Annotated in this window: 26 protein-coding genes; 7 read left to right on the top strand and 19 right to left on the bottom strand. The window is 73.1% G+C overall.

All coding sequences use genetic code 11. From position 1 onward, the window contains the following. Positions 1 to 2,277 (bottom strand): ATP-dependent Clp protease ATP-binding subunit (locus JNW98_RS02750; RefSeq protein WP_223766414.1); only part of this gene is annotated, 2,277 nt, incomplete at its 3' end. A gap of 500 nt (positions 2,278 to 2,777) precedes the next feature. Between JNW98_RS02750 and JNW98_RS02745 the strand changes: the two genes are divergently transcribed. Next, a complete protein-coding gene (locus JNW98_RS02745; protein WP_223766413.1) occupies positions 2,778 to 3,464 on the top strand; it encodes an SCO3374 family protein in 687 nt (228 codons plus the stop codon). Here JNW98_RS02745 and JNW98_RS02740 read toward each other — a convergent pair. From JNW98_RS02740 to JNW98_RS02690, 11 genes are all read right to left on the bottom strand, one after another. Beyond that, entirely contained in the window at positions 3,395 to 3,733 is a 339-nt protein-coding gene (locus tag JNW98_RS02740; RefSeq protein WP_223766412.1) for a histone-like nucleoid-structuring protein Lsr2, read from the bottom strand. The genes JNW98_RS02745 and JNW98_RS02740 overlap by 70 nt on opposite strands. A 165-nt stretch (positions 3,734 to 3,898) precedes the next feature. Continuing rightward, a complete protein-coding gene (locus JNW98_RS02735) occupies positions 3,899 to 4,447 on the bottom strand; it encodes an amino-acid N-acetyltransferase (protein ID WP_223766411.1) in 549 nt (182 codons plus the stop codon). A gap of 9 nt (positions 4,448 to 4,456) precedes the next feature. After that, complete coding sequence (locus JNW98_RS02730; protein ID WP_223766410.1) at positions 4,457 to 4,852, bottom strand: BlaI/MecI/CopY family transcriptional regulator; 396 nt, start codon at positions 4,850 to 4,852, stop codon at positions 4,457 to 4,459. 167 nt (positions 4,853 to 5,019) lie between these two features. Next, complete coding sequence (locus JNW98_RS02725; protein WP_223766409.1) at positions 5,020 to 5,202, bottom strand: hypothetical protein; 183 nt, start codon at positions 5,200 to 5,202, stop codon at positions 5,020 to 5,022. A gap of 85 nt (positions 5,203 to 5,287) precedes the next feature. Beyond that, positions 5,288 to 6,136: a hypothetical protein gene (locus JNW98_RS02720; protein ID WP_223766408.1), complete on the bottom strand. Its 849-nt coding sequence runs from the start codon at positions 6,134 to 6,136 to the stop codon at positions 5,288 to 5,290. Between the two features lie 104 nt (positions 6,137 to 6,240). After that, positions 6,241 to 7,038, bottom strand: a complete 798-nt coding sequence (locus JNW98_RS02715) for a type III pantothenate kinase (protein WP_223766407.1) — start codon at positions 7,036 to 7,038, stop codon at positions 6,241 to 6,243. Further along, positions 7,038 to 8,051: a carboxylating nicotinate-nucleotide diphosphorylase gene (gene nadC, locus JNW98_RS02710; protein WP_223766406.1), complete on the bottom strand. Its 1,014-nt coding sequence runs from the start codon at positions 8,049 to 8,051 to the stop codon at positions 7,038 to 7,040. Before nadC ends, JNW98_RS02715 begins: the two co-directional genes overlap by 1 nt. After that, the gene (locus JNW98_RS02705) at positions 8,048 to 9,763 is read right to left on the bottom strand and encodes an L-aspartate oxidase (RefSeq protein WP_223766405.1); all 1,716 of its coding nucleotides are present in this window, start codon (positions 9,761 to 9,763) and stop codon (positions 8,048 to 8,050) included. Before JNW98_RS02705 ends, nadC begins: the two co-directional genes overlap by 4 nt. Next, positions 9,760 to 10,641, bottom strand: a complete 882-nt coding sequence (gene panC, locus JNW98_RS02700) for a pantoate--beta-alanine ligase (RefSeq protein ID WP_223766404.1) — start codon at positions 10,639 to 10,641, stop codon at positions 9,760 to 9,762. The genes JNW98_RS02705 and panC overlap by 4 nt, the downstream gene beginning before the upstream one ends. A gap of 2 nt (positions 10,642 to 10,643) precedes the next feature. Then, positions 10,644 to 11,606, bottom strand: coding sequence for a Rossmann-like and DUF2520 domain-containing protein (locus JNW98_RS02695; RefSeq protein WP_223766403.1), 963 nt, complete (start codon positions 11,604 to 11,606; stop codon positions 10,644 to 10,646). A 578-nt stretch (positions 11,607 to 12,184) separates the two neighbouring features. Further along, complete coding sequence (locus JNW98_RS02690; protein ID WP_223766402.1) at positions 12,185 to 12,415, bottom strand: hypothetical protein; 231 nt, start codon at positions 12,413 to 12,415, stop codon at positions 12,185 to 12,187. A 99-nt stretch (positions 12,416 to 12,514) separates the two neighbouring features. Here JNW98_RS02690 and JNW98_RS02685 point away from each other — a divergent pair, with 99 nt between their 5' ends. Further along, on the top strand, positions 12,515 to 13,639 hold the full coding sequence (locus tag JNW98_RS02685) for a DUF5937 family protein (protein ID WP_223766401.1): 1,125 nt from the start codon (positions 12,515 to 12,517) through the stop codon (positions 13,637 to 13,639). A 43-nt stretch (positions 13,640 to 13,682) separates the two neighbouring features. Here JNW98_RS02685 and JNW98_RS02680 read toward each other — a convergent pair whose 3' ends face one another. Next, entirely contained in the window at positions 13,683 to 14,285 is a 603-nt protein-coding gene (locus JNW98_RS02680) for a short chain dehydrogenase (protein WP_223766400.1), read from the bottom strand. A 104-nt stretch (positions 14,286 to 14,389) separates the two neighbouring features. Here JNW98_RS02680 and JNW98_RS02675 point away from each other — a divergent pair, with 104 nt between their 5' ends. Beyond that, the gene (locus JNW98_RS02675) at positions 14,390 to 15,253 is read left to right on the top strand and encodes a LysR family transcriptional regulator (protein ID WP_223766399.1); all 864 of its coding nucleotides are present in this window, start codon (positions 14,390 to 14,392) and stop codon (positions 15,251 to 15,253) included. Between the two features lie 59 nt (positions 15,254 to 15,312). Further along, positions 15,313 to 15,891, top strand: coding sequence for an HXXEE domain-containing protein (locus JNW98_RS02670; protein WP_223766398.1), 579 nt, complete (start codon positions 15,313 to 15,315; stop codon positions 15,889 to 15,891). A 16-nt stretch (positions 15,892 to 15,907) separates the two neighbouring features. Here the strand turns inward: JNW98_RS02670 and JNW98_RS02665 are convergent, their stop codons facing one another. Next, complete coding sequence (locus JNW98_RS02665) at positions 15,908 to 16,585, bottom strand: response regulator (RefSeq protein WP_223766397.1); 678 nt, start codon at positions 16,583 to 16,585, stop codon at positions 15,908 to 15,910. Positions 16,586 to 16,663: 78 nt separating this feature from the next. Beyond that, positions 16,664 to 17,869 carry a sensor histidine kinase gene (locus JNW98_RS02660; protein ID WP_223766396.1) on the bottom strand — a complete coding sequence of 402 codons (1,206 nt, stop codon included), beginning with the start codon at positions 17,867 to 17,869 and terminating at the stop codon, positions 16,664 to 16,666. 151 nt (positions 17,870 to 18,020) lie between these two features. Here JNW98_RS02660 and JNW98_RS02655 point away from each other — a divergent pair, with 151 nt between their 5' ends. Together JNW98_RS02655 and JNW98_RS02650 are read left to right on the top strand one after the other, a co-directional pair. After that, positions 18,021 to 19,040, top strand: coding sequence for an SAM-dependent methyltransferase (locus JNW98_RS02655; protein WP_223766395.1), 1,020 nt, complete (start codon positions 18,021 to 18,023; stop codon positions 19,038 to 19,040). Between the two features lie 12 nt (positions 19,041 to 19,052). Then, positions 19,053 to 20,195: an NADH-quinone oxidoreductase subunit D gene (locus tag JNW98_RS02650; protein ID WP_223766394.1), complete on the top strand. Its 1,143-nt coding sequence runs from the start codon at positions 19,053 to 19,055 to the stop codon at positions 20,193 to 20,195. Between the two features lie 131 nt (positions 20,196 to 20,326). On the opposite strand, the gene JNW98_RS02645 is transcribed toward JNW98_RS02650, so the two are convergent. The 4 genes from JNW98_RS02645 to JNW98_RS02630 all read right to left on the bottom strand — a co-directional run bounded on the left by JNW98_RS02645 (position 20,327) and on the right by JNW98_RS02630 (position 24,052). Beyond that, entirely contained in the window at positions 20,327 to 21,460 is a 1,134-nt protein-coding gene (locus tag JNW98_RS02645; RefSeq protein ID WP_223766393.1) for a hypothetical protein, read from the bottom strand. Between the two features lie 110 nt (positions 21,461 to 21,570). Continuing rightward, a complete protein-coding gene (locus JNW98_RS02640) occupies positions 21,571 to 22,557 on the bottom strand; it encodes an ABC transporter substrate-binding protein (RefSeq protein WP_223766392.1) in 987 nt (328 codons plus the stop codon). 53 nt (positions 22,558 to 22,610) lie between these two features. Continuing rightward, positions 22,611 to 23,306, bottom strand: coding sequence for an ABC transporter permease (locus tag JNW98_RS02635; RefSeq protein WP_223766391.1), 696 nt, complete (start codon positions 23,304 to 23,306; stop codon positions 22,611 to 22,613). Continuing rightward, the gene (locus JNW98_RS02630; RefSeq protein WP_223766390.1) at positions 23,306 to 24,052 is read right to left on the bottom strand and encodes an ABC transporter permease; all 747 of its coding nucleotides are present in this window, start codon (positions 24,050 to 24,052) and stop codon (positions 23,306 to 23,308) included. The genes JNW98_RS02635 and JNW98_RS02630 overlap by 1 nt, the downstream gene beginning before the upstream one ends. 139 nt (positions 24,053 to 24,191) lie before the next feature. Here JNW98_RS02630 and JNW98_RS02625 point away from each other — a divergent pair, with 139 nt between their 5' ends. Beyond that, complete coding sequence (locus JNW98_RS02625; protein ID WP_223766389.1) at positions 24,192 to 25,370, top strand: ABC transporter ATP-binding protein; 1,179 nt, start codon at positions 24,192 to 24,194, stop codon at positions 25,368 to 25,370. The last annotated feature ends 15 nt before the right edge of the window (positions 25,371 to 25,385 follow it).

The raw sequence follows: 25,385 nt of genomic DNA, 5'->3' as shown, positions 1-25,385 counted from the left end.
GCGCTTCGCGAGCAGCTGCTTCGCGTCGCCGCTCAGCTCGATGCCCATGTCGCGGTCGCGCAGCCGCTCGTCGACCTTGGCGATCATCAGGTCGACGATCTGGATGATGTCTTCCTGCGAGAGCTGGTGGAAGACCACCGTGTCGTCGACACGGTTGAGGAACTCGGGCCGGAAGTGCTGCTTGAGCTCCTCGTTGACCTTGGCCTTCATCCGCTCGTAGCCGGTCTTGACGTCGCCCTGGGCGGCGAAGCCCAGGTTGAAGCCCTTGGAGATGTCCCGGGTGCCGAGGTTGGTCGTCATGATGATGACCGTGTTCTTGAAGTCCACGACCCGGCCCTGGGAGTCGGTCAGGCGACCGTCCTCCAGGATCTGCAGCAGCGAGTTGAAGATATCCGGGTGGGCCTTCTCGACCTCGTCGAAGAGGACCACGGAGAACGGCTTGCGCCGCACCTTCTCGGTCAGCTGGCCGCCCTCTTCGTAGCCCACGTAGCCGGGGGGCGAACCGAAGAGCCGCGAGACCGTGTGCTTCTCGCTGAACTCCGACATGTCGAGGGAGATCAGCGCGTCCTCGTCGCCGAAGAGGAACTCGGCGAGCGTCTTGGACAGCTCGGTCTTACCGACACCGGAGGGGCCGGCGAAGATGAACGATCCGCCCGGACGCTTCGGGTCCTTCAGACCCGCACGGGTGCGCCGGATGGCCTGGGAAAGCGCCTTGATGGCGTCCTTCTGGCCGATGACGCGCTTGTGGAGCTCGTCCTCCATGCGGAGCAGACGCGAGGACTCCTCCTCGGTCAGCTTGAAGACCGGGATGCCGGTGGCGGTGGCCAGGACCTCGGCGATCAGCTCGCCGTCGACCTCGGCGACGACGTCCATGTCGCCGGCCTTCCACTCCTTCTCCCGCTTGGCCTTGGCGGCCAGCAGCTGCTTCTCCTTGTCGCGGAGGGAAGCGGCCTTCTCGAAGTCCTGCGAGTCGATCGCGGACTCCTTCTCCCGGCGCACGTCGGCGATCTTCTCGTCGAACTCGCGGAGGTCCGGCGGCGCGGTCATCCGGCGGATGCGCATCCGGGAACCGGCCTCGTCGATCAGGTCGATCGCCTTGTCCGGCAGGAAGCGGTCGGAGATGTAGCGGTCGGCCAGGGTCGCGGCCTGGACCAGGGCCTCGTCGGTGATGGAGACGCGGTGGTGCGCCTCGTACCGGTCGCGGAGACCCTTGAGGATCTCGATCGTGTGCGGCAGCGACGGCTCGGCGACCTGGATGGGCTGGAAGCGGCGCTCCAGCGCGGCGTCCTTCTCCAGGTGCTTGCGGTACTCGTCGAGCGTCGTGGCACCGATGGTCTGGAGCTCACCGCGGGCCAGCATCGGCTTGAGGATCGAGGCGGCGTCGATCGCGCCCTCGGCGGCACCCGCGCCGACGAGCGTGTGGAGCTCGTCGATGAACAGGATGATGTCGCCGCGGGTGCGGATCTCCTTGAGGACCTTCTTCAGGCGCTCCTCGAAGTCACCGCGGTAGCGGGAGCCCGCGACCAGGGCGCCGAGGTCCAGGGTGTAGAGGTGCTTGTCCTTGAGGGTCTCGGGCACCTCGCCCTTGACGATGGCCTGGGCCAGCCCCTCGACGACGGCGGTCTTGCCGACGCCGGGCTCGCCGATGAGGACCGGGTTGTTCTTGGTACGGCGGGACAGCACCTGCATGACCCGCTCGATCTCCTTCTCGCGCCCGATGACCGGGTCGAGCTTGGATTCGCGGGCGGCCTGCGTGAGGTTGCGGCCGAACTGGTCCAGGACGAGCGAGGTCGAGGGCGTGCCCTCGGCCGGGCCGCCGGCGGTGGCGGCCTCCTTGCCCTGGTAGCCGGAGAGCAGCTGGATGACCTGCTGCCGCACCCGGTTCAGGTCGGCGCCCAGCTTCACGAGGACCTGGGCGGCGACGCCCTCGCCCTCGCGGATCAGGCCGAGCAGGATGTGCTCCGTACCGATGTAGTTGTGGCCGAGCTGAAGGGCCTCGCGGAGCGACAGCTCCAGCACCTTCTTGGCACGGGGGGTGAAGGGGATGTGCCCGGACGGGGCCTGCTGGCCCTGGCCGATGATCTCCTCCACCTGCTGGCGGACCGCCTCGAGCGAAATCCCGAGGCTCTCCAGGGCCTTAGCGGCGACACCCTCACCCTCGTGGATCAGGCCCAGGAGGATGTGCTCGGTGCCGATGTAGTTGTGGTTGAGCATCCGGGCTTCTTCCTGAGCCAGGACGACAACCCGCCGCGCACGGTCGGTGAACCTCTCGAACATCGTTAATCGCTCCTCAGAGCGGTCAGGCAGTAAGGGGTCGGTCCCCTCCCTGTCCTTCCGCATGCTAGTCCCGCGGGACGGGACAGCTCATTCCAACTGCCGACATCCGTCCGGATCACCCCCGCGCTGACGGGGAAACCTGCTGCCGAACAGCCGACAACTCCTCCAACCCGATGGTGGGAGACGATGTTCCCGCAGGCCAGGCATATACGCTCACCGCCACTACGCCGATGGCGAACGCACCCCTGGTCCGGCCGGACCGGCCGCACCCCCGGACGTTCCCGGCGGACCCGCCACGAGCCCTGCGGTACCGCCTCTCCCCATGGTGGGAGTCCTACCCCCTGGGGCGCACGCTCCATGCGGCGCGGGCCGGCGTACTCCGCTACGGGCGAACACCCTCGCGCCGTCGGGAGCGCTTGTGCGCCCCGCTCCTCCTGTACAGAGAGTGCCCGTTTATCGACACTGCGTAACCCGGAGGGGTTGGCTCAGTTGCACTGTTCATGGCCCCTGTTCCACCGGACGTCCCACCGACCCCATGCCCTGGCGACCTCTCGGAAGCCCGGCGGCGGCGCTGGTACGAGCACGAGCTCGGCTGGCCCACGACCGGCGGCGCACCGCTCGGGCCGCTCGGGCTGCCGACCGGAGTGCGCTTCGACGCGCTGGGCCTGCCCGCCGACGCGGGCGTCGCGGTACTGGCACGGGTGCGCCCCACGGGTCCGGTGGCGCTCGACCGGCGGACCGGGACGCTGTGGTTCCTGACCGCCGTGGGCAGCGCGGACGAGCTGCCCGGGCTGCTGCGCTGGCTGGAGTGGGACGGGGTCGCCCTGGACCTCACGGCGCTGGGCTCCGGCGGCCGGATCCCCGCGCCGGCGCCCGTGGGCGTCCGGTCCCATGGAAGGGAAGCGGGTCCGCGGACGCGCTCCTCCGATCCGCGGGAGGCCGTATGGCTGCGGCCTCCCCGGCCTGGTTCCGAGGTGGAGCCGACACTTCCGGTGACCGGCCTCGGGGGCGGCAGGCTCGCCCCCGATTACGTACGGCTGGTGAGCGCGGCGGCCACGGAGTGCCACCGAGCCCGGTTGCTGCGCGCCGGACGGTCGCGCAGGGGGCCGACGGGGAATCAGCCGTTGGCCTTCTCGTACGCCTCGCGAATGTCGGCGGGGACGCGGCCCCGGTCGTTGACGTTGTAACCGTTCTCCTTGGCCCACGCGCGGATCTTCGCGGTGTCCTGGCTCGCGCCCGCGGAGGCGGCGCGGCCACCACGGCTGCGGCCGGCCGAGCGACCGCCGGTACGCCGGCCGTTCTTGGCGTACGGCTCCAGCAGCCCGCGCAGCTTGTCGGCGTTGGCGGTGGTGAGGTCGATCTCGTACGTCTTGCCGTCCAGAGCGAACGTGACCGTCTCGTCCGCCTCGCCGCCGTCGAGGTCGTCGACAAGAAGGACCTGAACCTTCTGCGCCACGGGGGGATTCCTTTCATCAGCAGAAAAGGGATTACGGAGGAATAGCAAACCGCCTTTCCCGGAAAAACACAAACCCCCGGGGAAGGTTCAGTGGTCCTTCCGCACGGGAACGGCGGCTTCCAGGACGGCACGATAGGGGCGCGATTCGGACATAGGGACCGGCGATCACAGATGCAGAAGCATCCGGCTGTTGCCAAGGGTGTTCGGCTTCACCCGTTCGAGACCCAGGAACTCGGCAACACCCTCGTCATAGGAGCGCAGCAGCTCGCTGTAGACATCACCGTCCACCGGGGTCTCACCGATCTCGACGAAGCCGTGCTTGGCGAAGAACTCGACTTCGAAGGTGAGGCAGAAAATGCGCCGCACCCCCAGCCAGCGCGCCGTCTGCAGGAGCTTGTCGAGTACCGCGTGGCCGACACCGCCGCCCTTGACCGCCGGGTCGACGGCCAGCGTGCGGACCTCGGCGAGGTCTTCCCACATCACGTGCAGTGCGCCGCATCCGATGACCGTACCGTCTTCGTCGCGTTCGGCGACCCAGAACTCCTGGATGTCCTCGTAAAGGGTCACCGTCGCTTTGTCGAGCAGGATGCGGTCGCGGGCGTAGGTGTTGATGAGCCGGCGCACGGCGGGCACATCGGAGGTCCGGGCCCTGCGGACGGTGAGGACTTTTGCCGGGGCGGGGTGGTCGGAAGCTGCTTCGGAAGCTGCGGGCATAAGCGGACGCTATCGCCCCGGCGGGGGCTCGTCCTCGCCGGGCCGACCGAGTTGGACGACGCGGATCGCGTCCCGGAGGGCTTCCCGTTGTTCGGCCGACATCATGCCGAAGAAGGCGACGAGAGCGGCCGCGGGGTTGTCACTGACGGACCAGGCTTCGTTCATCAGTGCGGCCGAGTAGGCGGCCCGGTTGGACACCGCCTCATATCGATAGGCCCGGCCTTCGGCTTCCCGGCGCAGCCAGCCCTTCTGATACAGGTTGTCCATTACGGTCATGACGGTGGTGTAGGCGATCGACCGTTCCTGCTGAAGGTCTTCGAGGACTTCTCGAACAGTGACCGGCCGGTTCCACTCCCACACGCGCGTCATGACGGCGTCTTCCAGATCACCGAGGCGTCGAACCACACGCGAATAATAGTGGGAGATGTCTCGAATGCCGGTTTATCGGGCCGCCGGCCGCGAAGAGGACCGCGAAGTCGACTCCGGAGAAGGCCGCGAAAAAGGGCGTGCGGCCCGGGGAAATACTCCCGCGGGCCGCACGCCCCGTCCGCCGCCGGGTTTCCGGCGCCGGTTCAGGCTCCGGCGGTCTTCGCCTCCGGGGCACCGCCGGCGGCCTCGGTGCGGGCCATGGCGTCGACGATGGCGTCTTCCTTCGCCTTGTTCGCACCGCCCTGGCTCTTGACGATCGTCACGACCAGCGCGGTGAAGGCGATCGCCATCACCACGGGCGGGACGAGCGCGGCGACGTAGTCCATGGCCGTCGGCTCCTTCTGCGTCGGGGGATTCCGGAGGGGCGCGAGCGCCCGGAGGGCCCGGACGCGCCCGGGCGCCCCGTCCAGATTACGCGCGCGCCGGCGACGGCCCGCCGCGGACCTCCGTTCCGCGCGCGGCGCCCCCGCACACGGCCTTCTCGGCGGGCGGCACGGGCTTGCGGCGCGGCGGGAACACCTCGCCGGGCGTCGGGATCGGGCGGCCGGGCCGCGGGGACGCGGGCGCGGGCGGCGCCTTGGGCCGGTCGGCGCCCGGCGCCGGACCCGGCTTCACGGCGGGCCGGGCGCCCGGCTTGGGCGCTTCCGGGCCGGCCGTCGGCGGAAGCGTGTCGTGGGCGACCGTCGGCGAAACCGCGCCGTGGGCGACCGTCGGCGGGAGCGTGTCGCGGGCGACCGTCGGCGGGAGGGCGTCATGGAGGGCTTCCCTCGGCCGGGCGGCCGGGACGGCCGGAGCGCACAGGAGGGCGTTCGCCGGGGCGCCGCGGGGGCCGGGGGCCGTGCAGTCCGTGAGCCGGGCTCGCACGGCGGCCCCCGCGAGCCGTTCGCAGCGCTGGAGGAGGGCCCGGCGGCGGCCCGTCTCGGCGGCGCCGGCCGGTGTGGCGCACAGGGCGCGCAGGGCGGCCAGGTCCTCCGCGCCGGGCCGGTGGCCGGCCGCCAGGGCGTCCTGGAGCCGTTCCACGTAGCCGGGCGCGGTGCCGGGCAGGGCGGCGCGGTAGCGGGCGAGGTCCGCGCGGAGGAAGGCGCGCAGCCTGCCGCCTTCCCTGGCCGCTTCCTCGACGGCCTGCGCGAGCCTGAGGCAGCTCTGCTTCTCGGCGTTCTCGGTGCGGGGCTGGAGGGCGATGGCGAGGGCACGGCGGAGCACGCGCAGCTCGTCGGCGCTGAACGCCATGCCGCCGTGGGATCCAAAGGGCGTAGGCATGGGCCGACTTTAAGTGCTAAACGGACAATTTTCGCTTAGCGCGGCCCCTGCGGCGTGGCTCGAACACGCCCCCGCCCCTCCCCCCTCCGACGGCCCGGCGGACCCTACGACCGCGCCACGTTCCGCTCGTACACCAGCCGCAGGCCGATCAGCGTCAGCCAGGGCTCGTGCTCGTCGATCACCGTGGCCTCGCCGAGCACCAGCGGCGCCAGGCCTCCGGTGGCGATGACGGTGACGTCGTCGGGGTCGTCCGCGAGCTCCCGCGCCATCCGGTTGACGACGCCGTCCACCTGGCCGGCGAAGCCGTGGATGATGCCGGACTGCATCGCCTCGACGGTGTTCTTGCCGATCACGCTGCGCGGCCGGGCCAGCTCGATCTTGCGGAGCTGGGCACCCTTGACGCCCAGCGCCTCGACGGAGATCTCGATGCCCGGCGCGATCACGCCGCCCACGTACTCGCCACGCGCGCTCACCGCGTCGAAGGTGGTGGCCGTGCCGAAGTCGACGACGATGGCGGGGCCGTCGTAGAGCTCGACCGCCGCGACCGCGTTGATGATGCGGTCCGCGCCGACCTCCTTGGGGTTGTCCATGAGGATCGGCACGCCGGTCTTGACGCCCGGTTCGACCAGGACGGCCGGGACGTCACCGTAGTAGCGGCGGGTCACCTCGCGCATCTCGTGCAGCACCGAGGGGACCGTCGAACAGATGGCGATGCCCTCGATGCCGTCGCCCAGGTCGTCGCCGAGCAGCGGGTGGCGGCCCATGAGGCCCTGGAAGAGGACGGCGAGCTCGTCGGCGGTGCGGCGGGGGTCGGTGGAGATCCGCCAGTGCTCGACGATCTCGTCGCCGTCGAAGAGGCCGAGGACGGTCTGGGTGTTGCCGACGTCGATGGTGAGCAGCATCAGGCGGTCCCCTCCGGCTCTTGGGCGTCCTGCTCCCGCAGGTCCAGGCCGATGTCGAGGATCGGCGAGGAGTGCGTGAGCGAGCCGACGGCCAGGTAGTCCACGCCGGTGGCGGCGTACTCGTGCGCGTTGGCCAGGGTGAGCCGGCCGGAGGACTCCAGCCGGGCGCGGCCGTCGACCAGGGTGACGGCCTCGCGGGTCCGCTCGACGGTGAAGTTGTCGAGCATGATCAGGTCGGCGCCCTCGGCGAGGACCGGCGGGATCTGCTCCAGGTGGTCGACCTCGACCTCGATCGGCAGCTCCGGGAACCGCTCGCGGACGGCCCGGAACGCCTGGGCGACGCCGCCCGCCGCGATCACGTGGTTGTCCTTGACCAGCGCCGCGTCCGAGAGGGACATCCGGTGGTTGACGCCGCCGCCGCAGCGGACCGCGTACTTCTCCAGGGCGCGCAGGCCGGGCGTCGTCTTCCGGGTGTCGCGGACCTCCGCGCCGGTGCCCTCCAGCACGTCGGCCCAGGCACGGGTGGCCGTGGCGATGCCGGAGAGGCGGCAGAGCAGGTTGAGCATGCTGCGCTCGGCGGTGAGCAGGTCGCGGGTGCGGGTGGTGACGGACAGCAGGCGCTGCCCGGCCTCGACCCGGTCGCCGTCCTCGACGTGCCGCTCGACCTCGAAGTCGTCGGTGCAGACGACGGAGAGGATCGCCTCGGCGACGCGCAGCCCGGCCACCGTGCCGGCCTCGCGGGCGGTGAAGTCGCCGGTGGCGACCGCGTCCTCGGGGATGGTGGCCACGGAGGTGACGTCCACGCCGCCGTCCAGGTCCTCCTCGACGGCCATGTGCGCGATCTCCTCGACCAGCACCGGGTCGAGACCGGCGTCCGCGAGCAGCGCCGCGAGGCCGCTGTCGAGCCCGCACTCGTAGGCGGAGGCCCCCTCGCCGCAGGCGCAGTCGCCGCCGCAGCCCGGTTCGTCGGTCAGGGTGGTGAGCCGGTACTGGAGGTCGTCGGGCGTGGTCACGCGGTGCTCCTCGGTGCGGATGGCTTGGAGGGAGAGGAAGGAGGGGAGAGAGGGGAAACCGGGGGGAAGGCGGCCGTCTCCGTGGCGGAGACGGCAAGCGTACGGTCCGGGCTGAGGGTGACGAGGAGGTGGCGGCGCCAGCGGTCGTCGTCGCGGTCGGGGCGGTCCTCGCGCCAGTGGCTGCCGCGGGTCTCCTCGCGGCGGAGGGCGGCGGCCGTCAGGGCGCGGGCGACCAGCAGGAGGTTGGTGGCCTCCCATGCCTCGGTGCCGGGTTCGGCGCTCTTGCCGTCGGTGTGCGCGGCGCTGCGGACGGCGTCGAGCCGGTCGGCCGCCTCGGCCAGGCCGGCGGCGGAACGGAGGACTCCGGCGCCGCGCGTCATGATCCGCTGGATGGTGTGGCGGTCCTCGGGGGCGACGAGCGGCTCCCCGGGACCGTCCGCGGGCACGGGCTCGCCGGGCACGGCCGGGTCCGCGGCCACGGCGGCCGCGATGCGCTCGGCGAAGACCAAGCCCTCCAGCAGCGAGTTGGACGCCAGCCGGTTGGCACCGTGCACGCCGGTGCAGGCGACCTCGCCGCACGCGTACAGGCCGGGCACGGTCGTCCGGCCGTGCAGGTCGGTGCGGACGCCGCCGGACGCGTAGTGCGCGGCCGGGGCGACCGGGATCGGCTCGGTGACCGGGTCGATGCCGTGCGCGCGGCAGGCGGCGAGGATGGTGGGGAAGCGCTCGGCCCACATCGTCGCGCCGAAGTGCCGGCCGTCCAGGTACATGTGCTCGGCACCGGTCTCGTGCATCCGGCTCATGATGCCCTTGGCGACGACGTCGCGCGGTGCCAGCTCGGCGAGCTCGTGCCGGCCCAGCATGAAGCGGACGCCGTCGGCGTCGATCAGGTGGGCGCCCTCGCCGCGGACCGCCTCGGAGACCAGCGGCTGCTGGCCCTCGGCCTCCGGGCCGAGCCAGAGCACGGTGGGGTGGAACTGGACGAACTCCAGGTCGGAGACCTCGGCGCCGGCGCGCAGCGCGAGGGCGACGCCGTCGCCGGTGGAGACGGCGGGGTTGGTGGTCGCGGCGAACACCTGGCCCATGCCGCCGGTCGCGAGCACGACGGCCCGCGCCCGGACGGCGCCGACGCCGTCGTGCTGGCCCTCGCCCATGACGTGCAGCGAGACGCCGGCCGCCCGGCCCGTGGCGTCCTTGAGGAGGTCGAGGACGAGGGCGTGCTCGATGATCCGGACGTCCGCCGCGCGGACGGCCGCGACCAGGGCGCGCGACACCTCGGCGCCCGTCGCGTCGCCGCCCGCGTGCACGATGCGGTGGCGGTGGTGGCCGCCCTCGCGGGTCAGCAGGACCTCGCCGGTGGCCGGGTCGGCGTCGAAGCGGGCGCCGGTGGCCATCAGCCGGCGGACGGCGTCCGGGCCCTCGGTGACGAGCGTGCGGACGGCGTCCTCGTCGCAGAGGCCCACGCCGGCGACGAGGGTGTCGTCCAGGTGCTGGGCGGGGGTGTCGCCCTCGCCCAGGGCGGCGGCGATGCCGCCCTGGGCCCAGCGGGTGGAACCGGCGTCGAGGCGGGCCTTGGTGACGACCGCGACCCGCGCTCCGGCGGCGGCGCAGCGCAGCGCGACGGTGAGTCCCGCGACGCCGGAGCCGATGACGACGACGTCCGCGTCGACGGACCAGCCGGGGCGCGGAGCCGCGAGTCGTATGCCGGTCATGACCGTTCCCCCGGGGTGAAGTCCAGCACGGTGTTGTCGATGAGACGGGTGGTGCCGACCCGGGCGGCGACCGCGAGGACCGCCTCACCGGTGAACCCGGCGGGCACCTCGGTGAAGTCGGCCGGGTCGATCAGGGCCAGGTAGTCGAGGACGACCGGGGGCTCCAGGGTCGCCGCGTCGTCCAGGACCACGCGGGCGGCCTCGCGGACGGCGGACGGGCCGCGGTCCGCGGCGCCGGCCGCGGCGTTCAGGGCGCGCGAGAGGGCCAGAGCGGAGGCCCGGTCGGCGGCCGAGAGGTAGCGGTTGCGGCTGGAGAGGGCCAGGCCGTCGGCCTCGCGGACGGTCGGCACGCCGACGATCTCCACCGGGAAGTTGAGGTCCCGGACCATGCGGCGGATCATCGCCAGCTGCTGGGCGTCCTTCTGCCCGAAGAGGGCGATGTCCGGCCGGCTGAGGTGCAGCAGCTTCGCGACGACCGTCAGCACGCCGTCGAAGTGGCCCGGGCGGTGGGCGCCTTCGAGGCGCTCGCCCATGGGCCCGGCGCTGATCCGCACCTCGGGCTCGCCGCCCGGGTAGACCTCGGCGACGGAGGGGGCGAAGACGGCGTCCGCGCCCGCCTCCTCGGCCAGCGCGACGTCGGCGTCGAGCGTGCGCGGGTAGCGGTCCAGGTCCTCGTTCGGGCCGAACTGGAGCGGGTTGACGAAGACGGTGACGACGACCTGGCCGTCCGGCCCGGCGAGCCGGCGGGCCTCGCGGACCAGGGTGGCGTGGCCCTCGTGCAGGGCACCCATGGTCATCACGACGGCACGGCGGGCCGCGGGGTCGCGCGGGAGGGCCTGGAGCTCCGCGGTGTCGCGGACGAGCCGGATGGTCCCCATGGTCACTGCTCTCCTCCGTTCGTGCCGCCGGTCGCCCCGCCGGTCGTCCCGCCGGCCTCGTTCGCGAGGACGCCGAGCAGGTCTTCCGCCAGCTCCGGCTTGAGCAGGCCGTGCGCGAGGGCGCGGTCCGCGGTCGTCCGGGCCATCGCCAGGTATCCGGCGACGGCCTGGGGGGCGTGCGTGCGCAGCTCCGCGACGTGGGCGGCGACGGTGCCCGCGTCGCCGCGCGCGACCGGGCCGGTCAGCGCGGCGTCGCCGCTGCGCAGCGCGTTGTCGAGGGCGGCGCCGAGCAGCGGGCCGAGCATCCGGGACGGGCTGCCGACACCGGCCGCGGACAGCAGCTCCATGGCCTGGGCCACCAGGGTGACCAGGTGGTTCGCCCCGATGGCCAGGGCCGCGTGGTAGAGCGGCCGGGCCGCCTCGTCGATCCACTCGGGCTCGCCGCCCATCTCGATCACCAGCGCCTCGGCCGCCAGCCGCAGCTCCTCGGGCGCGGTGACGCCGAACGAGCAGCCGGCCAGCCGCTGCACGTCCACCGGCGTGCCGGTGAAGGTCATGGCGGGGTGCAGGGCGAGCGGCAGGGCTCCGGCCCTGGTCGCGGGTTCGAGCACGGCCGCGCCGTGCCGGCCGGAGGTGTGCGCGAGCAGCTGCCCGGGCCGGACGGCCCCGGTCTCGGCCAGCCCGGCGACGAGCCCCGGGAGGACGTCGTCCGGCACGGTGAGCAGGACCAGTTCGGCCCGCGCCAGCACCTCGGCGGGCGGGACGACGGGGACGCCCGGCAGGATCTCCGCCGCGCGCCGCAGCGAGGCGTCGGAGACGCCCGAGACGGCGACGGGCCGGTGCCCGGCGAGCTGGAGCGACGCGGCGAGGGCGGGCCCGACCCGGCCCGCGCCGACGACGCCGACCGTCAGGCGGGCGGGCCGGTCCTGCGGGCTCGGCCGGTCGGGGGATGGTTGTGCGTTCACGCGGCGGGGTGCCTTCCGTTCCAGTCCGCGGGGGTACCGGACGATTCCGCTGTCATGCTACGCGCTCCCGATCGGTCGCGAGGAGGACGGCGGCGGGCCGCTACGGAGGCCGTTCGGGGCCGCGAGCGGGGGCGGATCGGGGCGTACGCCGGGTGGTGCCGGGCCGGTCTGATCGGGGCGTACGCCGGGTGGTGCCGGGCCAGCCTGATCGGGGCGTCCGCCGGGCGCTCGTCGGCGCCGTGCCGGGCCCGCGCCGGATACGCGCCCGGACCTGCCCCCAAGCCTCCGCCGGGGTGCCGTCACTCTCCAGGGTCCGAGGCGAAGGGGGCGGCGGGCCTCCACGAGTGCCGTTCAGCGCTCGCCGGTCGGCGGGACGAGGCGGGCGCCCCTCGGCGCCGTGCCGGGCCTGCGGCGGTGACGCGCGCCGGGGTCGCGTCGGGCTGGGCTCGTGCCTGCCGCCGCGTTGTCTCGGGGGCCCGTCGCGGACGTGTCAGGTCCGGGTCCCGGCCGTAATCCGAGGCGCGTCCCGACCGTCGTCCGAGCCGCGTCCCGGCCGCGGCCGGCCCGCGTGGGCCGGCTCAGCAGCCCGCCGAGACCCGGGAGGGCGCCGCCTCGGCGGGCCGCCGGCGGGACGGCTGCCACCGTCTCCCCCGCTTCTTCACCCGCCCGTCCAGTACGGCCAGGAACTCCCGCCACGTGCGGATCTGCCGGACGGCCTCCATCTCGTACGTCCCCGGCGCGGGCGGGGCGGCCTCGCCCTGCCGGGCCGCGCGGTAGCTGTCGAACATCTGCTGCTGCGTTGCGTCCATGACTCCACGGTGCGCCGGGCCGCGGCCCCGGTGCGCGTCGATTGACGCGGACCGTCAATCGATCACCGTCCGGCTCGCGGAGGGCCGCAGAATGAGGGCATGAGCCTGTCGATCGACGTCACGGGCCTGCCGCCCGAACGTGTCGTCTTCGCCGCGTCCCCCCTCGCCGAGCTGGGGCACGCCCTGCACGTCCTGGCGGAGCCCAAGCACCATCCCGGACTGCACGGCTGGGTGACCGCCACGGCGGCCGGGCTCAAGCCCGACCTCGCGGACCGCCTCAGCGAGGCCGACTTCCTGTGGACGACGGGGATCTCCGACATCTTCGACGCCTTCGCCGCCCTCCCGGACACCGGCGGCCGGCCGGGCGCCACGCTCGGGGAGAACCTGGACCTCCTCGACCGGCTCGACGACGAGCGGTACGTCTCGGCGGCGCTGGAGCTCGCCTGCTCCAACTACTACGCCCCGAACGCCGAGTCGCCGCTGCGGGACCCGGTCGCCCGCGACCGCGCCCTGGAGCGCGCGGCGGCCCGCGGCCCGCGCCAGCTGCAGTTCGCACGCCGCATGCTGGACGACCCGCAGGACGTCCGGACCTGGCTGCGCCGCCTGTTCGAGGACTGCGAGGAGGCGTTCTTCGGGGACGTCTGGCGCCGGGTGGGCTTCCAGCTCGCGAGCGACGTCCGGCACAAGACCGAACTGCTGCGCCGCAAGGGGCTGCGCGGGGCACTGACCGAGGTCTCGCCCGCGGTCACGCTGGAGGAGGACGCCGCGAGCACCCGCATCCGCGTGGACAAGCTCACGTCCGGCCGGACCACCGCCCTGGACCCGATGCTCACCTCAGGCATCACCCTCCTCCCGTCCGCCTTCGGCTGGCCCCACCTTCTGGTGCTGACCGCACCGGGATGGCGGCCGGTGATCCACTATCCGATCGGCTCCCCCGAGGCGGCCGGCCCCGCCTCCCTGGAGCTGATCGAACGCCGGCTGGAGGCCCTGGCGCACCCCATGCGGCTGCGGATGTGCCGGTGGCTGGCGCGCAGCGCCTGCACCACCGGCGAGCTGGCCGCCGAGCACAACATCAGCGCGCCGGAGGCGTCGCGGCACATCAAGGTGCTGAAGAAGGCCGGGTTGATCACGACCCGGCGGCGGGGACGGTACGTCCTGCACCAGCTCGACCTGACGGTGGCGGCGCGGCTGGGCAGCGACTTCCTGGAAGGCGTCCTGCGGTAGGCGGTCCGCCCCGCCATTACCCGACCCGCCCATAACCGGCCCGTCAGTACCCGACCCGGAACGTCCGTCCCGTCAGCCGCCCCTCGACCGACCGCACGTACGCCCGCGCCACCCGCTCCGCCGGCACGGTCTCCATCCCGGGGAACGCGCTCTCGTACGCGTCCGCGGACTCCGCGACGACACCCGGGCTCACGGCGTTCACCCGCTGCGGCGCCAGCTCCACCGCCGCGGCGCGGACGAAGGCGTCGACGGCGCCGTTGGCCGCCGCGGCGGCCGCGCCCGCGGGGATGGGATCGTGCGTGAGCACGCCGGTGACCAGCGTGAACGAGCCGTTCGGGGCGATGTGGGGAGCGCCTTGGCGGACCAGTTCGAGCTGGCTCAGGGCCTTGCTCCGCAGCGTGGCGGCGAAGTCGTCGTACACCAGCTCACCGAGCGGCGCGAAGACGGCGTCACCGGCGGCGACGGCGACCGCGTCCAGCCCGTCCACCTGCCCGTACAGCCGGGTGACGGCGGCGGGGTCGGAGACGTCGAGGCGGAGGTCGCCGCCGGTGCGGCCGACGGTCACCACTTGGTGGCCGCGTCCGGTCAGGGCGGTGTGGACGGCGCGGCCGATGGTGCCGGTGGCGCCGACGAGGAGGATCTTCACGGGGACTCTCTTCCAGGAGATGCGGACTGACTGCCGAACCCGACCGTACGGAGCCCGTCACGCGCCCGGAAATGCCGTCTGCGCAGGCACTATGCTTCCCGCGCATGGATCTGGAACTCCGTCATCTCCGGGCCCTCGTGACCATCGCCGACGAGGGCACCGTCACGGCCGCGGCCGCCCGGCTGCACCTGACGCAGCCGGCCCTGTCCCGCACGCTCGCCCGGCTGGAGCACCTCGTCGGCGTCACCCTCGTCGACCGCTCCTCACGCCGGCTCGCCCTCACCCCCGCCGGGCGCACGCTGTACGACCACGGGCGGGCGATCCTCGCGCACGTCGACGCCGCCCTCGCCGACACCGCCGCCGTCTCCCGCCCGCTGCGCCTGGGCTACTCCTGCGCGGTGCTCGGCCGCTCCACCGTCCCGCTGCTGCGGTCCTGGCGGCGTGACCACCCGCACGTACCGCTGGAGCTGCGCCGCCGGGACGAGGGCACCGCCGGGCTGGCCACCGGCGAGACCGACGCGGCCGTGATCCGCGCCGACCCCGGCGACCCGCGGCTGCGCGTCCTCCCCCTCTACACGGAGGACCGTTTCGCCGCCCTGCCCGACAACCACCCACTGGCCGCGCGGCCGGCGGTCACCCTCGCCGAGCTCTCGGACGAGACCCTGACGCTGTGGCGGGAGGACAGCACCTCGGGCCCTGCGCTCTGGGGACGGACACGGCGCCCGGCGACCGGGGCGGCGGTGCAGGACGTCGACGAGTGGCTGAACGTCATCTCCGTCGGCGACAGCATCGGCGTCGCCGCCGCGGGCACCGCCGAGAGCCACGCCCACCCCGGCGTGCGCTTCGTCCGGATCACCGACGCGGAGCCCGCCACCGTGTACCTCGCCCACCCCTCCCAGCCCACGCACCCCAGCACGCACGACCTGGTGGTGGCGGTGAAGGAGCTGGTGAGCTCGGACGCGGTGTGATCAAGTCCCGTGACGCGAGGGGGTGACGGGACCAAAGGGGCTAGCCAGACTGGCCGTTCATGACGGAACGCACAGCAGGAACCCGACCGGCCACCCTCGCCCCCGCGGCCGGCCACCTCGCCCCCGCGGTCACCCTCGGCCTCCTCGCCGCCTGGGCCGTGCACGACGCCGAGGAACTGGCGACGATGAACCGCTTCGTCCGCACCCGGGTCCCCGCACTGCGCGCCCGCCACCCGCGCGTACCCGAACGCGCCTGGCGCGCGGTCGAGTCCATGGGCGGCCGCGAGTTCCCCGTCGCCGTCGCGGCGGTGGCCGTGTTCATCGGCGCCGCGGCGGCAGAGGGACACCGGACGAACGGGCGGTCCGCCTTCTACCAGACCGCCCTGGACGGCTTCGGCCTGCACGGCCTGGTCCACCTGGCCCAGGCGGCGGCCACCCGCGGCTACACGCCCGGCGCCGTCACCACCCCGCTGGTGGTGCTGCCGTTCACGGTGTGGGCGCGGGGACGGCTGCGCCGGGCGGGCGTCCTGCGGCCGGCGAGCCCACGGCGCGCGGCGGCCGGCCTGGCCGTCGCCGGGGCGGCGGCCTTCGGCTCGCACGCGCTGGCCCGGCGGGTCCTCCGGGCATCCGGCCGGTGAACCCCCGGGCGGCGCCTCAGCCGGCGCCGCCCCCGGCCCGCACCAGACCGCTCTCGTAGGCCATCACCACCACCTGCACCCGGTCCCGCAGCCCGAGCTTGGTCAGGATGCGCCCGACGTGTGTCTTGACCGTGGCCTCCGAGAGCACGAGGCGCGCCGCGATCTCCCCGTTCGACAGCCCCTGGGCGACGAGCAGCATCACCTCGCGCTCGCGGCCCGTCAGCCGGTCGATCTCGGCGTTGGCGGGCTCGCGGGCGGTCCCCGGCAGCATCGGGGTGAAACGGTCCAGCAGGCGGCGGGTGGTGCTGGGGGCCACCACCGCGTCGCCGCTGTACACCGAGCGGATGGCGCCCAGCAGTTCGGCGGGCGGCACGTCCTTGAGCATGAAGCCGCTGGCCCCGACCTTGAGCGCCGAGAACGCGTACTCGTCGAGGTCGAAGGTGGTGAGGATCAGCACCTTCGGCGCGCCCTCCCCCTGGGCGCAGATGCGGCGGGTGGACTCCACGCCGTCCATCCGCGGCATGCGGACGTCCATCAGCACGACGTCCACCTTCGTGGCGGCCAAGACCTCCAACGCCTCCGCGCCGTCACCGGCCTCGGCGACGACCTCCATGTCGGGCTGGGCGGCCAGCACCATGCGGAAGCCGGTGCGCAGCAGCACCTGGTCGTCGACGAGCATCACGCGGATCGCCATGCGGGGGTCCCTTTCCAAGGATCGTGTTCGGGGGGAAGCGGAGGGAAGCTGAGGGAAGCGGACGGGGGTGCCGGGCGCTCAGCGGCCCGGCTTGGCGGGCAGCAGCACACTGATCCGGAATCCTCCGCCGGGACGCGGCCCCGCGTCCAGCGTGCCCCCGACCATGCCGACGCGCTCCCGCATCCCGATCAGCCCGTGGCCCATGCCGTCCGCGCCGCCCGACTCGTACAGCTCGTGCTGCGCGCCCCGGCCGTCGTCCTCGACGAGCAGCCCGAGCCCGTCGTCGAAGTAGGTGAGCCGGACGCTGGCGCCGGCGTCGGGCCCGCCGTGCTTGCGGGTGTTGGTGAGCGCCTCCTGCACGATGCGGTAGGCGGTCAGCTCGACGCCGCTCGGGAGCGGCCGGGCTCTGCCCTCGACCCGGTAGTCGACCGGCAGGCCGGCGCCGCGCACCTGCTCGACGAGTTCCTCGATCTGCTCGACGTCGGGCTGTGGCACGTACTCGCCGGCCGGCGCGGAGCCGTCCTCGGTCCGCAGGACGCCCAGCAGCCGGCGCATCTCGGCGAGCGCCTGGCGGCCGGTGCCGGAGATGGTCTCCAGCGCCTGCTTGGCCTGCTCGGGGGAGGAGTCGAGGACGTAGGCGGCGCCGTCCGCCTGCACGACCATGACGGAGACGTTGTGCGCGACGACGTCGTGCAGCTCGCGGGCGATCCGGGCGCGCTCGGCGGTCACCGCCATCTTCGCCTGCTGTTCGCGCTCCTTCTCCAGCCGCGCGGCGCGCTCCTCCAGCTGGTCCCAGTAGGCGCGGCGGGTCCGCATCCGGTCGCCGAGGACCCAGGAGAGGAGGAAGGGGAAGGCGGCGAAGGCGAGGCCGAGGAGGTCGTGGGTGAGGGAGTCGCTGGAGTTGTCGGGCCAGCGCCAGAGGTACAGGACGGGCGCCGCCAGGCCGCCGCCCAGCGCCACCCGGGAGGCCCAGCGACAAGTGCCGGACGCGACCGTGTAGACGATCACCAGCATGGGGACGTCGTAGATGTTGGCCTCGATGCCGAACGCCAGCTGGCCGAGCCCGACGGCGATCGCCAGGATCAGCATCTTCTCCGGCATCCGGCGCCGCAGCGCCAGCACCGTGCACATGAGCAGCGCGACGACGATCATGCCGGTCCGGTGGGCCGCGCTCACCATCCCGCTGTCGGTCATCGTCAGGGCGCACAGCCCCAGCAGCAACACGGCCCAGAAGCTGTCCACACCTGTGGGGTGTCTGCGGAGGAATTCGTAGAGGCGGTGCACGTCACCCAGCGTAGGCACCTCGTCCGGGTGCCGGGGTCCCTCCGGCGATCGATCCCGGTTCGCTCCGCCTACTCCCCAAGGTGGAGGGACGCGGCGGGACGCCGGGGCACGCGGGAGGATGCGAACGCCCGGGGGCGCATAGCGTGGGGACATGACACCCGGGACGCGCACTTGGCGGGCGGCGGCGGAAGCCGCCCTCTACGGCCCTCATGGCTTCTACCGACGCCCCGAAGGCCCCGCCGGCCACTTCCGCACCGCCGTGCACGCCTCCCCGCTGTACGCGGGCGCGGTCGCCGAGTTGCTGCGGAGGGTCGACCGCGCCCTGGGCTCACCGGCGGAGCTGGCCTTCGTCGACATGGGCGCCGGGCGCGGCGAGCTGACCACCGGGGTGCTCGCGCAGTGCCCGCCCGAGCTGGCCGGCCGGCTCCGGCCGTACGCCGTGGAGCGCGCCGGCCGTCCCGACGGCCTCGACGAGCGCGTCGTCTGGCGGGACACGCCACCCGAAGGGGTGACCGGCCTCCTCTTCGCCAACGAGTGGCTGGACAACGTCCCGGTGGACGTCGTCGAGACCGACGGCGGCGGCACCCCGCGCCAGGTACTCGTCCAGGAGGACGGCGAGGAGCTGCCCGGCGACCCGGTCTCGGGCCCGGACGCCGAGTGGCTGGCCCGCTGGTGGCCGCTGGAGGGCGCGCCGCCGGGCAGCCGCGCCGAGATCGGCCGGACGCGGGACGAGGCGTGGTCCCGGGCGGTCGGCACCCTGCGGGCCGGCCTGGCGGTGGCCGTCGACTACGCGCACGAGCGCGCCACCCGCCCGCCGTTCGGCACCCTGACCGGCTTCCGCGAGGGCCGGGAGGTACGCCCGGTGCCCGACGGCAGCTGTGACATCACCGCCCACGTGGCCCTCGACGCCTGCGCCGGCCCCGGCGCCACGCTGCTCAGCCAGCGCGCCGCGCTCCGGGCCCTGGGCGTGGACGGCCGTCGGCCGCCGCTCGCCCTGGCTTCCTCGGACCCGGCCGCCTACGTCCGCGCCCTGGGGGCGGCGAGCGCGGCGGGCGAGCTGACGTCGCCGGGCGGCATGGGCGGCTTCCGCTGGCTGCTCCAGCCCGTCGGCCCGGAGTGCGCGGACCTCCTCCCGGAGGACACGAGCGCGCGACCGTCCTGGCCCGGCTGAGAAACTGTCCCCATGACGGAGACGACAGTCGGCATCGGCGGCGCGGCGGAGAGCACGGACATGGTGCTCAACATCGGCCCGCAGCACCCCTCCACCCACGGGGTGCTGCGGCTGCGCCTCGTCCTCGACGGGGAGCGCGTCCGCAGCGCCGAGCCGGTGATCGGCTACATGCACCGCGGCGCGGAGAAGCTCTTCGAGGCCCGCGACTACCGCCAGATCGTCATGCTCGCCAACCGCCACGACTGGCTGTCCGCGTTCTCCAACGAGCTCGGCGTCGTCATGGCCGTCGAGCGCATGCTGGGCATGGAGGTGCCCGAGCGCGCGGTGTGGCTCCGCACCCTGCTGGCCGAGCTGAACCGGATCCTCAACCACCTCATGTTCCTCGGCTCCTATCCCCTGGAGCTCGGCGGCATCACCCCCGTCTTCCACGCCTTCCGCGAGCGCGAGGTGCTCCAGGCGGTGCTGGAGGAGGTCTCCGGCGGCCGGATGCACTACATGTTCAACCGCGTCGGCGGCCTCAAGGAGGACCTGCCCGCCGGCTGGACCGACCGCGCCCGGCAGGCCGTCGCCGAGGTCCGCTCCCGCATGGACGTCCACGACCGCCTCGTCCTCGGCAACGAGATCTTCCGCGGCCGCACCCGCGGCGTCGGCGTCCTCTCCCGCGAGACCGTGCACGCCTACGGCGTGAGCGGCCCCATCGCGCGAGCCTCCGGCGTCGACTTCGACCTGCGGCGCGACGAGCCCTACCTGGCCTACGGGGAGCTCGCGGACGTCCTGAAGGTCGTCACCCGCGAGGAGGGCGACTGCCTCGCCCGCTTCGAGTGCCTCCTCGACCAGACCCACAACGCCCTCGCCCTGGCCGACGCCTGCCTCGACCGGCTGGCGGAACTCCCGCCCGGCCCGGTGAACCAGCGCCTTCCCAAGGTGCTCAAGGCGCCTGAGGGCGCCACTTACGCGTGGACCGAGAATCCGCTCGGGCTCAACGGGTACTACCTGGTGTCCAAGGGCGAGAAGACGCCGTACCGGCTGAAGCTGCGGTCCGCTTCGTACAACAACATCCAGGCGCTGGTGGAGCTGCTGCCCGGGACGCTGGTGGCGGACATGGTGGCGATTCTGGGGTCGTTGTTCTTCGTGGTGGGGGACATCGACAAGTAGGCGCCGGACAGGCGATTCAGCCCGTCCGGCGCTTGAGGACAGCGCGCGGAGCGCGCTTCGGGGGGCTGGGGGCGGAGCCCCCGGGAATCGGCGAAGGGGCGGGGCTGGGGCACAAGCCCGCCGCAGGCGCCTCAGATCGCGTCGCGGAGCTCCGCCACATCGATCTGCTCGGTCTCGTCATGAGCCGTCAGATCGATGACCCGCTCGTCGGCGTTCCGCCCGGCGGCCAACGCCTCCTCGCCGACGACATCGGCGAGATCCTGCTCCTCGACAGCTGCCTGAGCCGCGGCAGCGGCCTGCTTCGCCCGGTGCCGCGTACCGAAGAAGTCGAACCCGCCCGTGGCCCGCCGCACCGGAGGCGCGGGACGCCGTACGGGCATGGCGGGACGGCTGTCGCGCACGGCCACGGCCGCCTCGGGACGGACCGCGGGCGCACTGTCCTGCGCGACGACGGGCTCGGGCGCGGCAGGCGCGGCAGGCGCGGCAGGCGCGGCAGGCGCAACGGGAGCAGGAGCCGGAACCGGAAGCGCAGGAGCAGCCGACACGGCAGGCGCACTCACCTCGGCGGAAGCCGCCGAAGCCCGCTCCTCGGCCTCCCGCTGCACCGCCCCGTTCCGCGTAAGATCCCGCAGCGCGTCCGCCGCCCTGCGGTACTCCCGCGCACCGACCTGCCCGTCGGAGCGGGCCTGCACCAGGGAGCGGGCCTGCATGGCGGACTCCAGGGCCCGCGCGGCCTTGGGCACTCCGGCCTTCTCGTCGGCGTCCCCGGCGGCCCCGACGGCCTCGCCCTCGCCGGAAGCGCCGATCGCCGAGCGCTCGCTCTCCAGCAGCCGCCGCCCTTCAAGAGCGCTGGCCCGCTCGGTCTCGGCGGTGGCGTAGCGGCGCAGCAGGTCGGCGTGCTCGGTGCGGAGCCGGGCCAGCTCGGCGCGCTTGCCGCGGAGCTTGGTCTCCAGCCGGGCGCGGGCCTGGCGGGTCTCCTCCAGGTCCGTCTCGAGCTCGGCGAGGCGCTCGTCCGTCTTCCACTCGTCGCGGGCGCGGGCCGCGGTGAGCTGGGCAACCCGCTTGCCCGCCGACCGGTCCCAACGGCGCATCAGCACCGAGCCGACCACGGCCGCCACGGCGGCACCCGCGGCGAGGCCGCGTATGACGACCGTTTCGCCCACTGTCCAGGCTCCGGCCGCACAGGCGACCGAGGTCGCGGCGACCAGCGAAGAGGGAAGAAGCCGGTGCAGGGATGTGGAATGGCGGTGGCGTCCTCGTGGCATGGCCAGAAACTTACCGTGCGTTGCGACGAAAGTGTGACTCCGGCACCAAACCGTTCCCTTGATCTTACTTGTCCCCTACCCGCCCCCTCCTTGCCTCCCCGGGCCCCCTCCTACTTGCCCAGCAACCCCTTGTCCTTGAGGTACTGCGCGGCCACATCCGCCGGCTTGAGCCGCTCGGCATCCACCTTCTTGTTGAGTTCGCTGAGGTCTTCCGTGGTCAGCACCTTGTTGAGTTTGCCGAGCGCTTCCACGACCTGCGGCGAACCCGCCTTCCGCGCATTCACCACCGGCAGCACGTTGTCGGAGTTCTGCAATTTCTTGTCGTCCTCAAGCACGACAAGACCGAACTGTTCCAGCGTGGCGTCCGTGGTCGTCGTGAGGACCATCTGGTCCTTGCCGTTCCTGACCGCCTGCTTGGCCTGGGTACTGCCGACCTCCAAGGGGTCGATGCCCGCGACGCGGATGCCGTAGGTCTTCTCCAGACCGGGCTTGCAGAAGGGCCGCGCGGTGCACTCGTCACCTGCCGCGAGCTTGACCGACTCCTTCGATGCCCCGAGGTCCGAAAGCGTCTTGAGCTGGTGTTTCCTCGCGAACTCGGCCGACACGGCGAACGCGTTCTGATCCACGGCCCGGCCGGCGTCCAGCACCTTGAGCCCCCGCGGTTCGGCGAGTTTACGCAGCGCCTTCAGCGTGGTGTCCGAGTCCGCCGAGGCGACCTGCGGAGCGTCCTTCCCGTTCTGCTTCTTGTTCAGGAATTCGGCGAGCGTCGCCGCGTACTCCGGGACGACATCGATCTGCCCCTTCTCCAGCGCCGGTTCATACAGCTCGCGCGCGTCCACCGTCTTGATCGAGGTGGAATATCCGGCGTCCTTCAACAGGCCCGCGTATATTTCCGCGAGCACCTTCGACTCGGTGAACGAGGCGGATCCGATCACCAGGGATCCGCGGCCCGACGCACTGGATCCCCCGCCCCCGCCCCCGGACTTCTCCAGGCTGTCCCCGCCGCAAGCGGCCAGGCCCGCCGTCAGGGCGGCGACTCCCGCCGCCGCCAGCGCGGCGCGGGCGGCCCGCGCGCGGCGCGGGATGGTGCTGGTCATGCGGCACTCCATTCGGTCCTATGTGACGTTGCGTCAGCTGACAGTCAGTCAGCTCAGGTGCTCTCGGCGACCTTTGGGTTCAAGGGATGCCGATTCCGACGCCCCAACCAGCGCTCCAGCACGACGAACACCGCCTCCACCACCAGGGCGAGGACGGCCACCAGCAGGGCGCCGGCCACCACCTGAGGCGTGTCGGTGAGCCGGAACCCCGCCGTGATGATCCGCCCCAGCCCACCGCCGCCGACCATCGCCGCGATGGAGACGGTCGCCACCACCTGCACGGCGGCCGACCGCACGCCGGTCATCACCAGCGGCATGGCCAGGGGCAGTTCGACCCGTCCGATGACCTGCCGGCCCGACATCCCCATGCCCCGGGCGGCCTCGACCACGTCGCGGTCCACCTCCCGCATGCCCACGTAGGCGTTGGTCAGCAGCGGGGGTATCGCGAAGAGGACGAGGGCGATGACCGTGGGCCATGAGTCGTACGTACCCAGCGGGCCCAGGGTGAGCAGGACCAGCACGGCGAAAGTGGGCACCGCCCGGCCCGCGTTGGAGAGGTTGACGGCCAGCGCGCCGCCCCGGCCGGTGTGCCCCAGCACGATGGCGAGGGGCAGGGCGATCGCGCAGGAGAGGGCCAGGCACACCACGGTCAGCTGGAGGTGCTCGGCGAGCCGGTGCCAGACCCCGTCCGGCCCCGACCAGTGCGAACCGGTGGCCAGCCACGTCCACGTCCGGGAGACGACACCCATCAGACCACCGCCTCCTTCCGCTCGTCGCGCGCCGACAGCGCTGTCCCGGCTCCCCCGGCCCCCCGCCGCGCGCGCGGCTTCCGCGTCCAGGGCGTCAGCAGCCGCTGGAGCCCCAGCAGCAGCACGTCCGCCACGACGGCCAGCAGGACGCAGAGCACCGAGGCGGTCAGGACCTGGGCCTTGAAGATGCTGTGCAGCCCCTCGTAGATCAGATTGCCCAGCCCGCCGTAGCCGGTGAGCGCGCCGACGGTGGTCAGCGAGACCGTGGACACGGTGGCGATCCGGACCCCCGCCATCACCGCCGGCAGGGCGAGCGGCAGCTCCACCCCGAACAGCAGCCGCACCGGCCCGTACCCCATGCCTCGCGCCGCCTCACGGGCCTCCTCCGGCACGGCGGCCAGCCCGGCCAGGATGTTCCGCACCAGGATGGTCAGCGAGTAGAGCACCAGGCCGGTGACCACCACGGCCGCCGAGAGCCCGAAGACCGGCACCAGCAGCGAGAACATCGCCAGGGACGGAATCGTGTAGAGCACCGTGGTCAGCCCGAGCACCGGGCCCGCGACACCGCGCCAGCGGCGGGCCGCCAGCGCCAGCGGGAACGCGATGAGCAGCCCTATGCCGACGGACGCCAGCGTGATGCCGATGTGCTGCACGGTCGCGTCGACGAGCTCGTGGCTCCGCGTCCGCACGTACTCGCCGCAGATCCAGTCGTTGTCGATCAGACAGTTGCCGCCCTGCCCCGCCATGCGCGCTCACCTCCCCCTTGGCCTTCACCGACGGTTACTGGCGACCCTAACGCCCACCACTGACAATCGCCTGTGGGCCGTCTTACAGCCAGGGCTCCGACACGTCACGACCGGGGAAGATGTGGCAACAATGGGGGGCGTGATCCGATTCGAGCACGTCACCAAGCGCTACGCCGATGGCACGACCGCCGTGGACGACCTGTCCTTCGAAGTGGCGGAGGGCGAGCTGGTCACGCTCGTCGGACCGTCCGGCTGTGGCAAGACCACCACGATGAAGATGGTCAACCGGCTGATTGAACCGACCGAGGGTCGGATCCTGCTGGACGGCGCGGACATAGCGGAGACCGACCCGGTCGCCCTGCGCCGCCGCATCGGCTACGTGATCCAGCAGGTCGGGCTGTTCCCGCACAAGACGGTGCTCGACAACACCGCGACCGTCCCCCACCTGCTCGGCTGGCAGCGGAAGAAGGCCCGCGACCGCGCCGCCGAGCTGCTGGAGCTCGTCGGCCTCGACCCCGCCGTCCACGGGAGCCGCTACCCCGACCAGCTCTCCGGCGGCCAGCGGCAGCGCGTCGGCGTCGCCCGCGCCCTCGCCGCCGACCCGCCCGTCCTCCTGATGGACGAACCGTTCGGCGCCGTCGACCCGGTCGTCCGCGAACGGCTGCAGAACGAGTTCCTGCGCCTCCAGTCACAGGTGCGCAAGACCGTGCTCTTCGTCACCCACGACATCGAGGAGGCGGTCCGGCTGGGGGACCGCATCGCGGTCTACGGGCACGGCCGCATCGAGCAGCTCGACGCGCCCTCGATGGTGCTCGGCGCCCCCGCCACGCCCTACGTCGCCGACTTCGTCGGCGCCGACCGCGGTCTGAAGCGGCTCTCCGTCACCCCGATCGAACGCGGCGACCTGGAGCAGCCTCCCGTCGTCCACCTGGACGACCCGGTGGAGTCCGCCCTCGGCGTGCTCGCCGGCGAGCACGCCGACTGGGCCGTCGTCCTCGACGACGGCGAGCGGCTGCACGGCTGGGTGGCGGCGGACGCGATCGTCCACGCGAACGGCGGCACCGTACGGGACCACGCCCGGCACATGGACGCCTGGCTGCCCCTGGGGGCGTCGCTGAAGCAGGCGTTCAGCACCATGCTCCAGCACGACGCCGGGTGGATCGCGGTGCTCGACGGCGACCGCAGGGACCACTTCCTCGGCGTCCTCACCCCGACCAGCCTGCACGGAGCCCTGCGGCGCTCGGTCGGGGACGACGCGCGGCGGGCCGACCGGACCGAGCCGACCGGCGGGGGGCTGCAGGCGCCCGCGCCGAGCTGAGCGGCTCCCCGGGGA

The sequence above is a fragment of the Streptomyces huiliensis genome, from assembly GCF_020037025.1.
Lineage (GTDB): Bacteria > Actinomycetota > Actinomycetes > Streptomycetales > Streptomycetaceae > Streptomyces > Streptomyces huiliensis.
This window is presented reverse-complemented; position numbering and strand designations above follow the sequence as displayed.

Coding starts and splice junctions, on each gene's coding strand:
- JNW98_RS02745 (WP_223766413.1), top strand. CDS start 2,778: ATGGCCCCTGTTCCACCGGACGTCCCACCGACCCCATGCCCTGGCGAC.
- JNW98_RS02735 (WP_223766411.1), bottom strand. CDS start 4,447: ATGCCCGCAGCTTCCGAAGCAGCTTCCGACCACCCCGCCCCGGCAAAA.
- JNW98_RS02725 (WP_223766409.1), bottom strand. CDS start 5,202: ATGGACTACGTCGCCGCGCTCGTCCCGCCCGTGGTGATGGCGATCGCC.
- JNW98_RS02720 (WP_223766408.1), bottom strand. CDS start 6,136: ATGCCTACGCCCTTTGGATCCCACGGCGGCATGGCGTTCAGCGCCGAC.
- JNW98_RS02715 (WP_223766407.1), bottom strand. CDS start 7,038: ATGCTGCTCACCATCGACGTCGGCAACACCCAGACCGTCCTCGGCCTC.
- JNW98_RS02705 (WP_223766405.1), bottom strand. CDS start 9,763: ATGACCGGCATACGACTCGCGGCTCCGCGCCCCGGCTGGTCCGTCGAC.
- panC (WP_223766404.1), bottom strand. CDS start 10,641: ATGGGGACCATCCGGCTCGTCCGCGACACCGCGGAGCTCCAGGCCCTC.
- JNW98_RS02690 (WP_223766402.1), bottom strand. CDS start 12,415: ATGGACGCAACGCAGCAGCAGATGTTCGACAGCTACCGCGCGGCCCGG.
- JNW98_RS02685 (WP_223766401.1), top strand. CDS start 12,515: ATGAGCCTGTCGATCGACGTCACGGGCCTGCCGCCCGAACGTGTCGTC.
- JNW98_RS02675 (WP_223766399.1), top strand. CDS start 14,390: ATGGATCTGGAACTCCGTCATCTCCGGGCCCTCGTGACCATCGCCGAC.
- JNW98_RS02670 (WP_223766398.1), top strand. CDS start 15,313: ATGACGGAACGCACAGCAGGAACCCGACCGGCCACCCTCGCCCCCGCG.
- JNW98_RS02665 (WP_223766397.1), bottom strand. CDS start 16,585: ATGGCGATCCGCGTGATGCTCGTCGACGACCAGGTGCTGCTGCGCACC.
- JNW98_RS02655 (WP_223766395.1), top strand. CDS start 18,021: ATGACACCCGGGACGCGCACTTGGCGGGCGGCGGCGGAAGCCGCCCTC.
- JNW98_RS02650 (WP_223766394.1), top strand. CDS start 19,053: ATGACGGAGACGACAGTCGGCATCGGCGGCGCGGCGGAGAGCACGGAC.
- JNW98_RS02645 (WP_223766393.1), bottom strand. CDS start 21,460: ATGCCACGAGGACGCCACCGCCATTCCACATCCCTGCACCGGCTTCTT.
- JNW98_RS02640 (WP_223766392.1), bottom strand. CDS start 22,557: ATGACCAGCACCATCCCGCGCCGCGCGCGGGCCGCCCGCGCCGCGCTG.
- JNW98_RS02635 (WP_223766391.1), bottom strand. CDS start 23,306: ATGGGTGTCGTCTCCCGGACGTGGACGTGGCTGGCCACCGGTTCGCAC.
- JNW98_RS02630 (WP_223766390.1), bottom strand. CDS start 24,052: ATGGCGGGGCAGGGCGGCAACTGTCTGATCGACAACGACTGGATCTGC.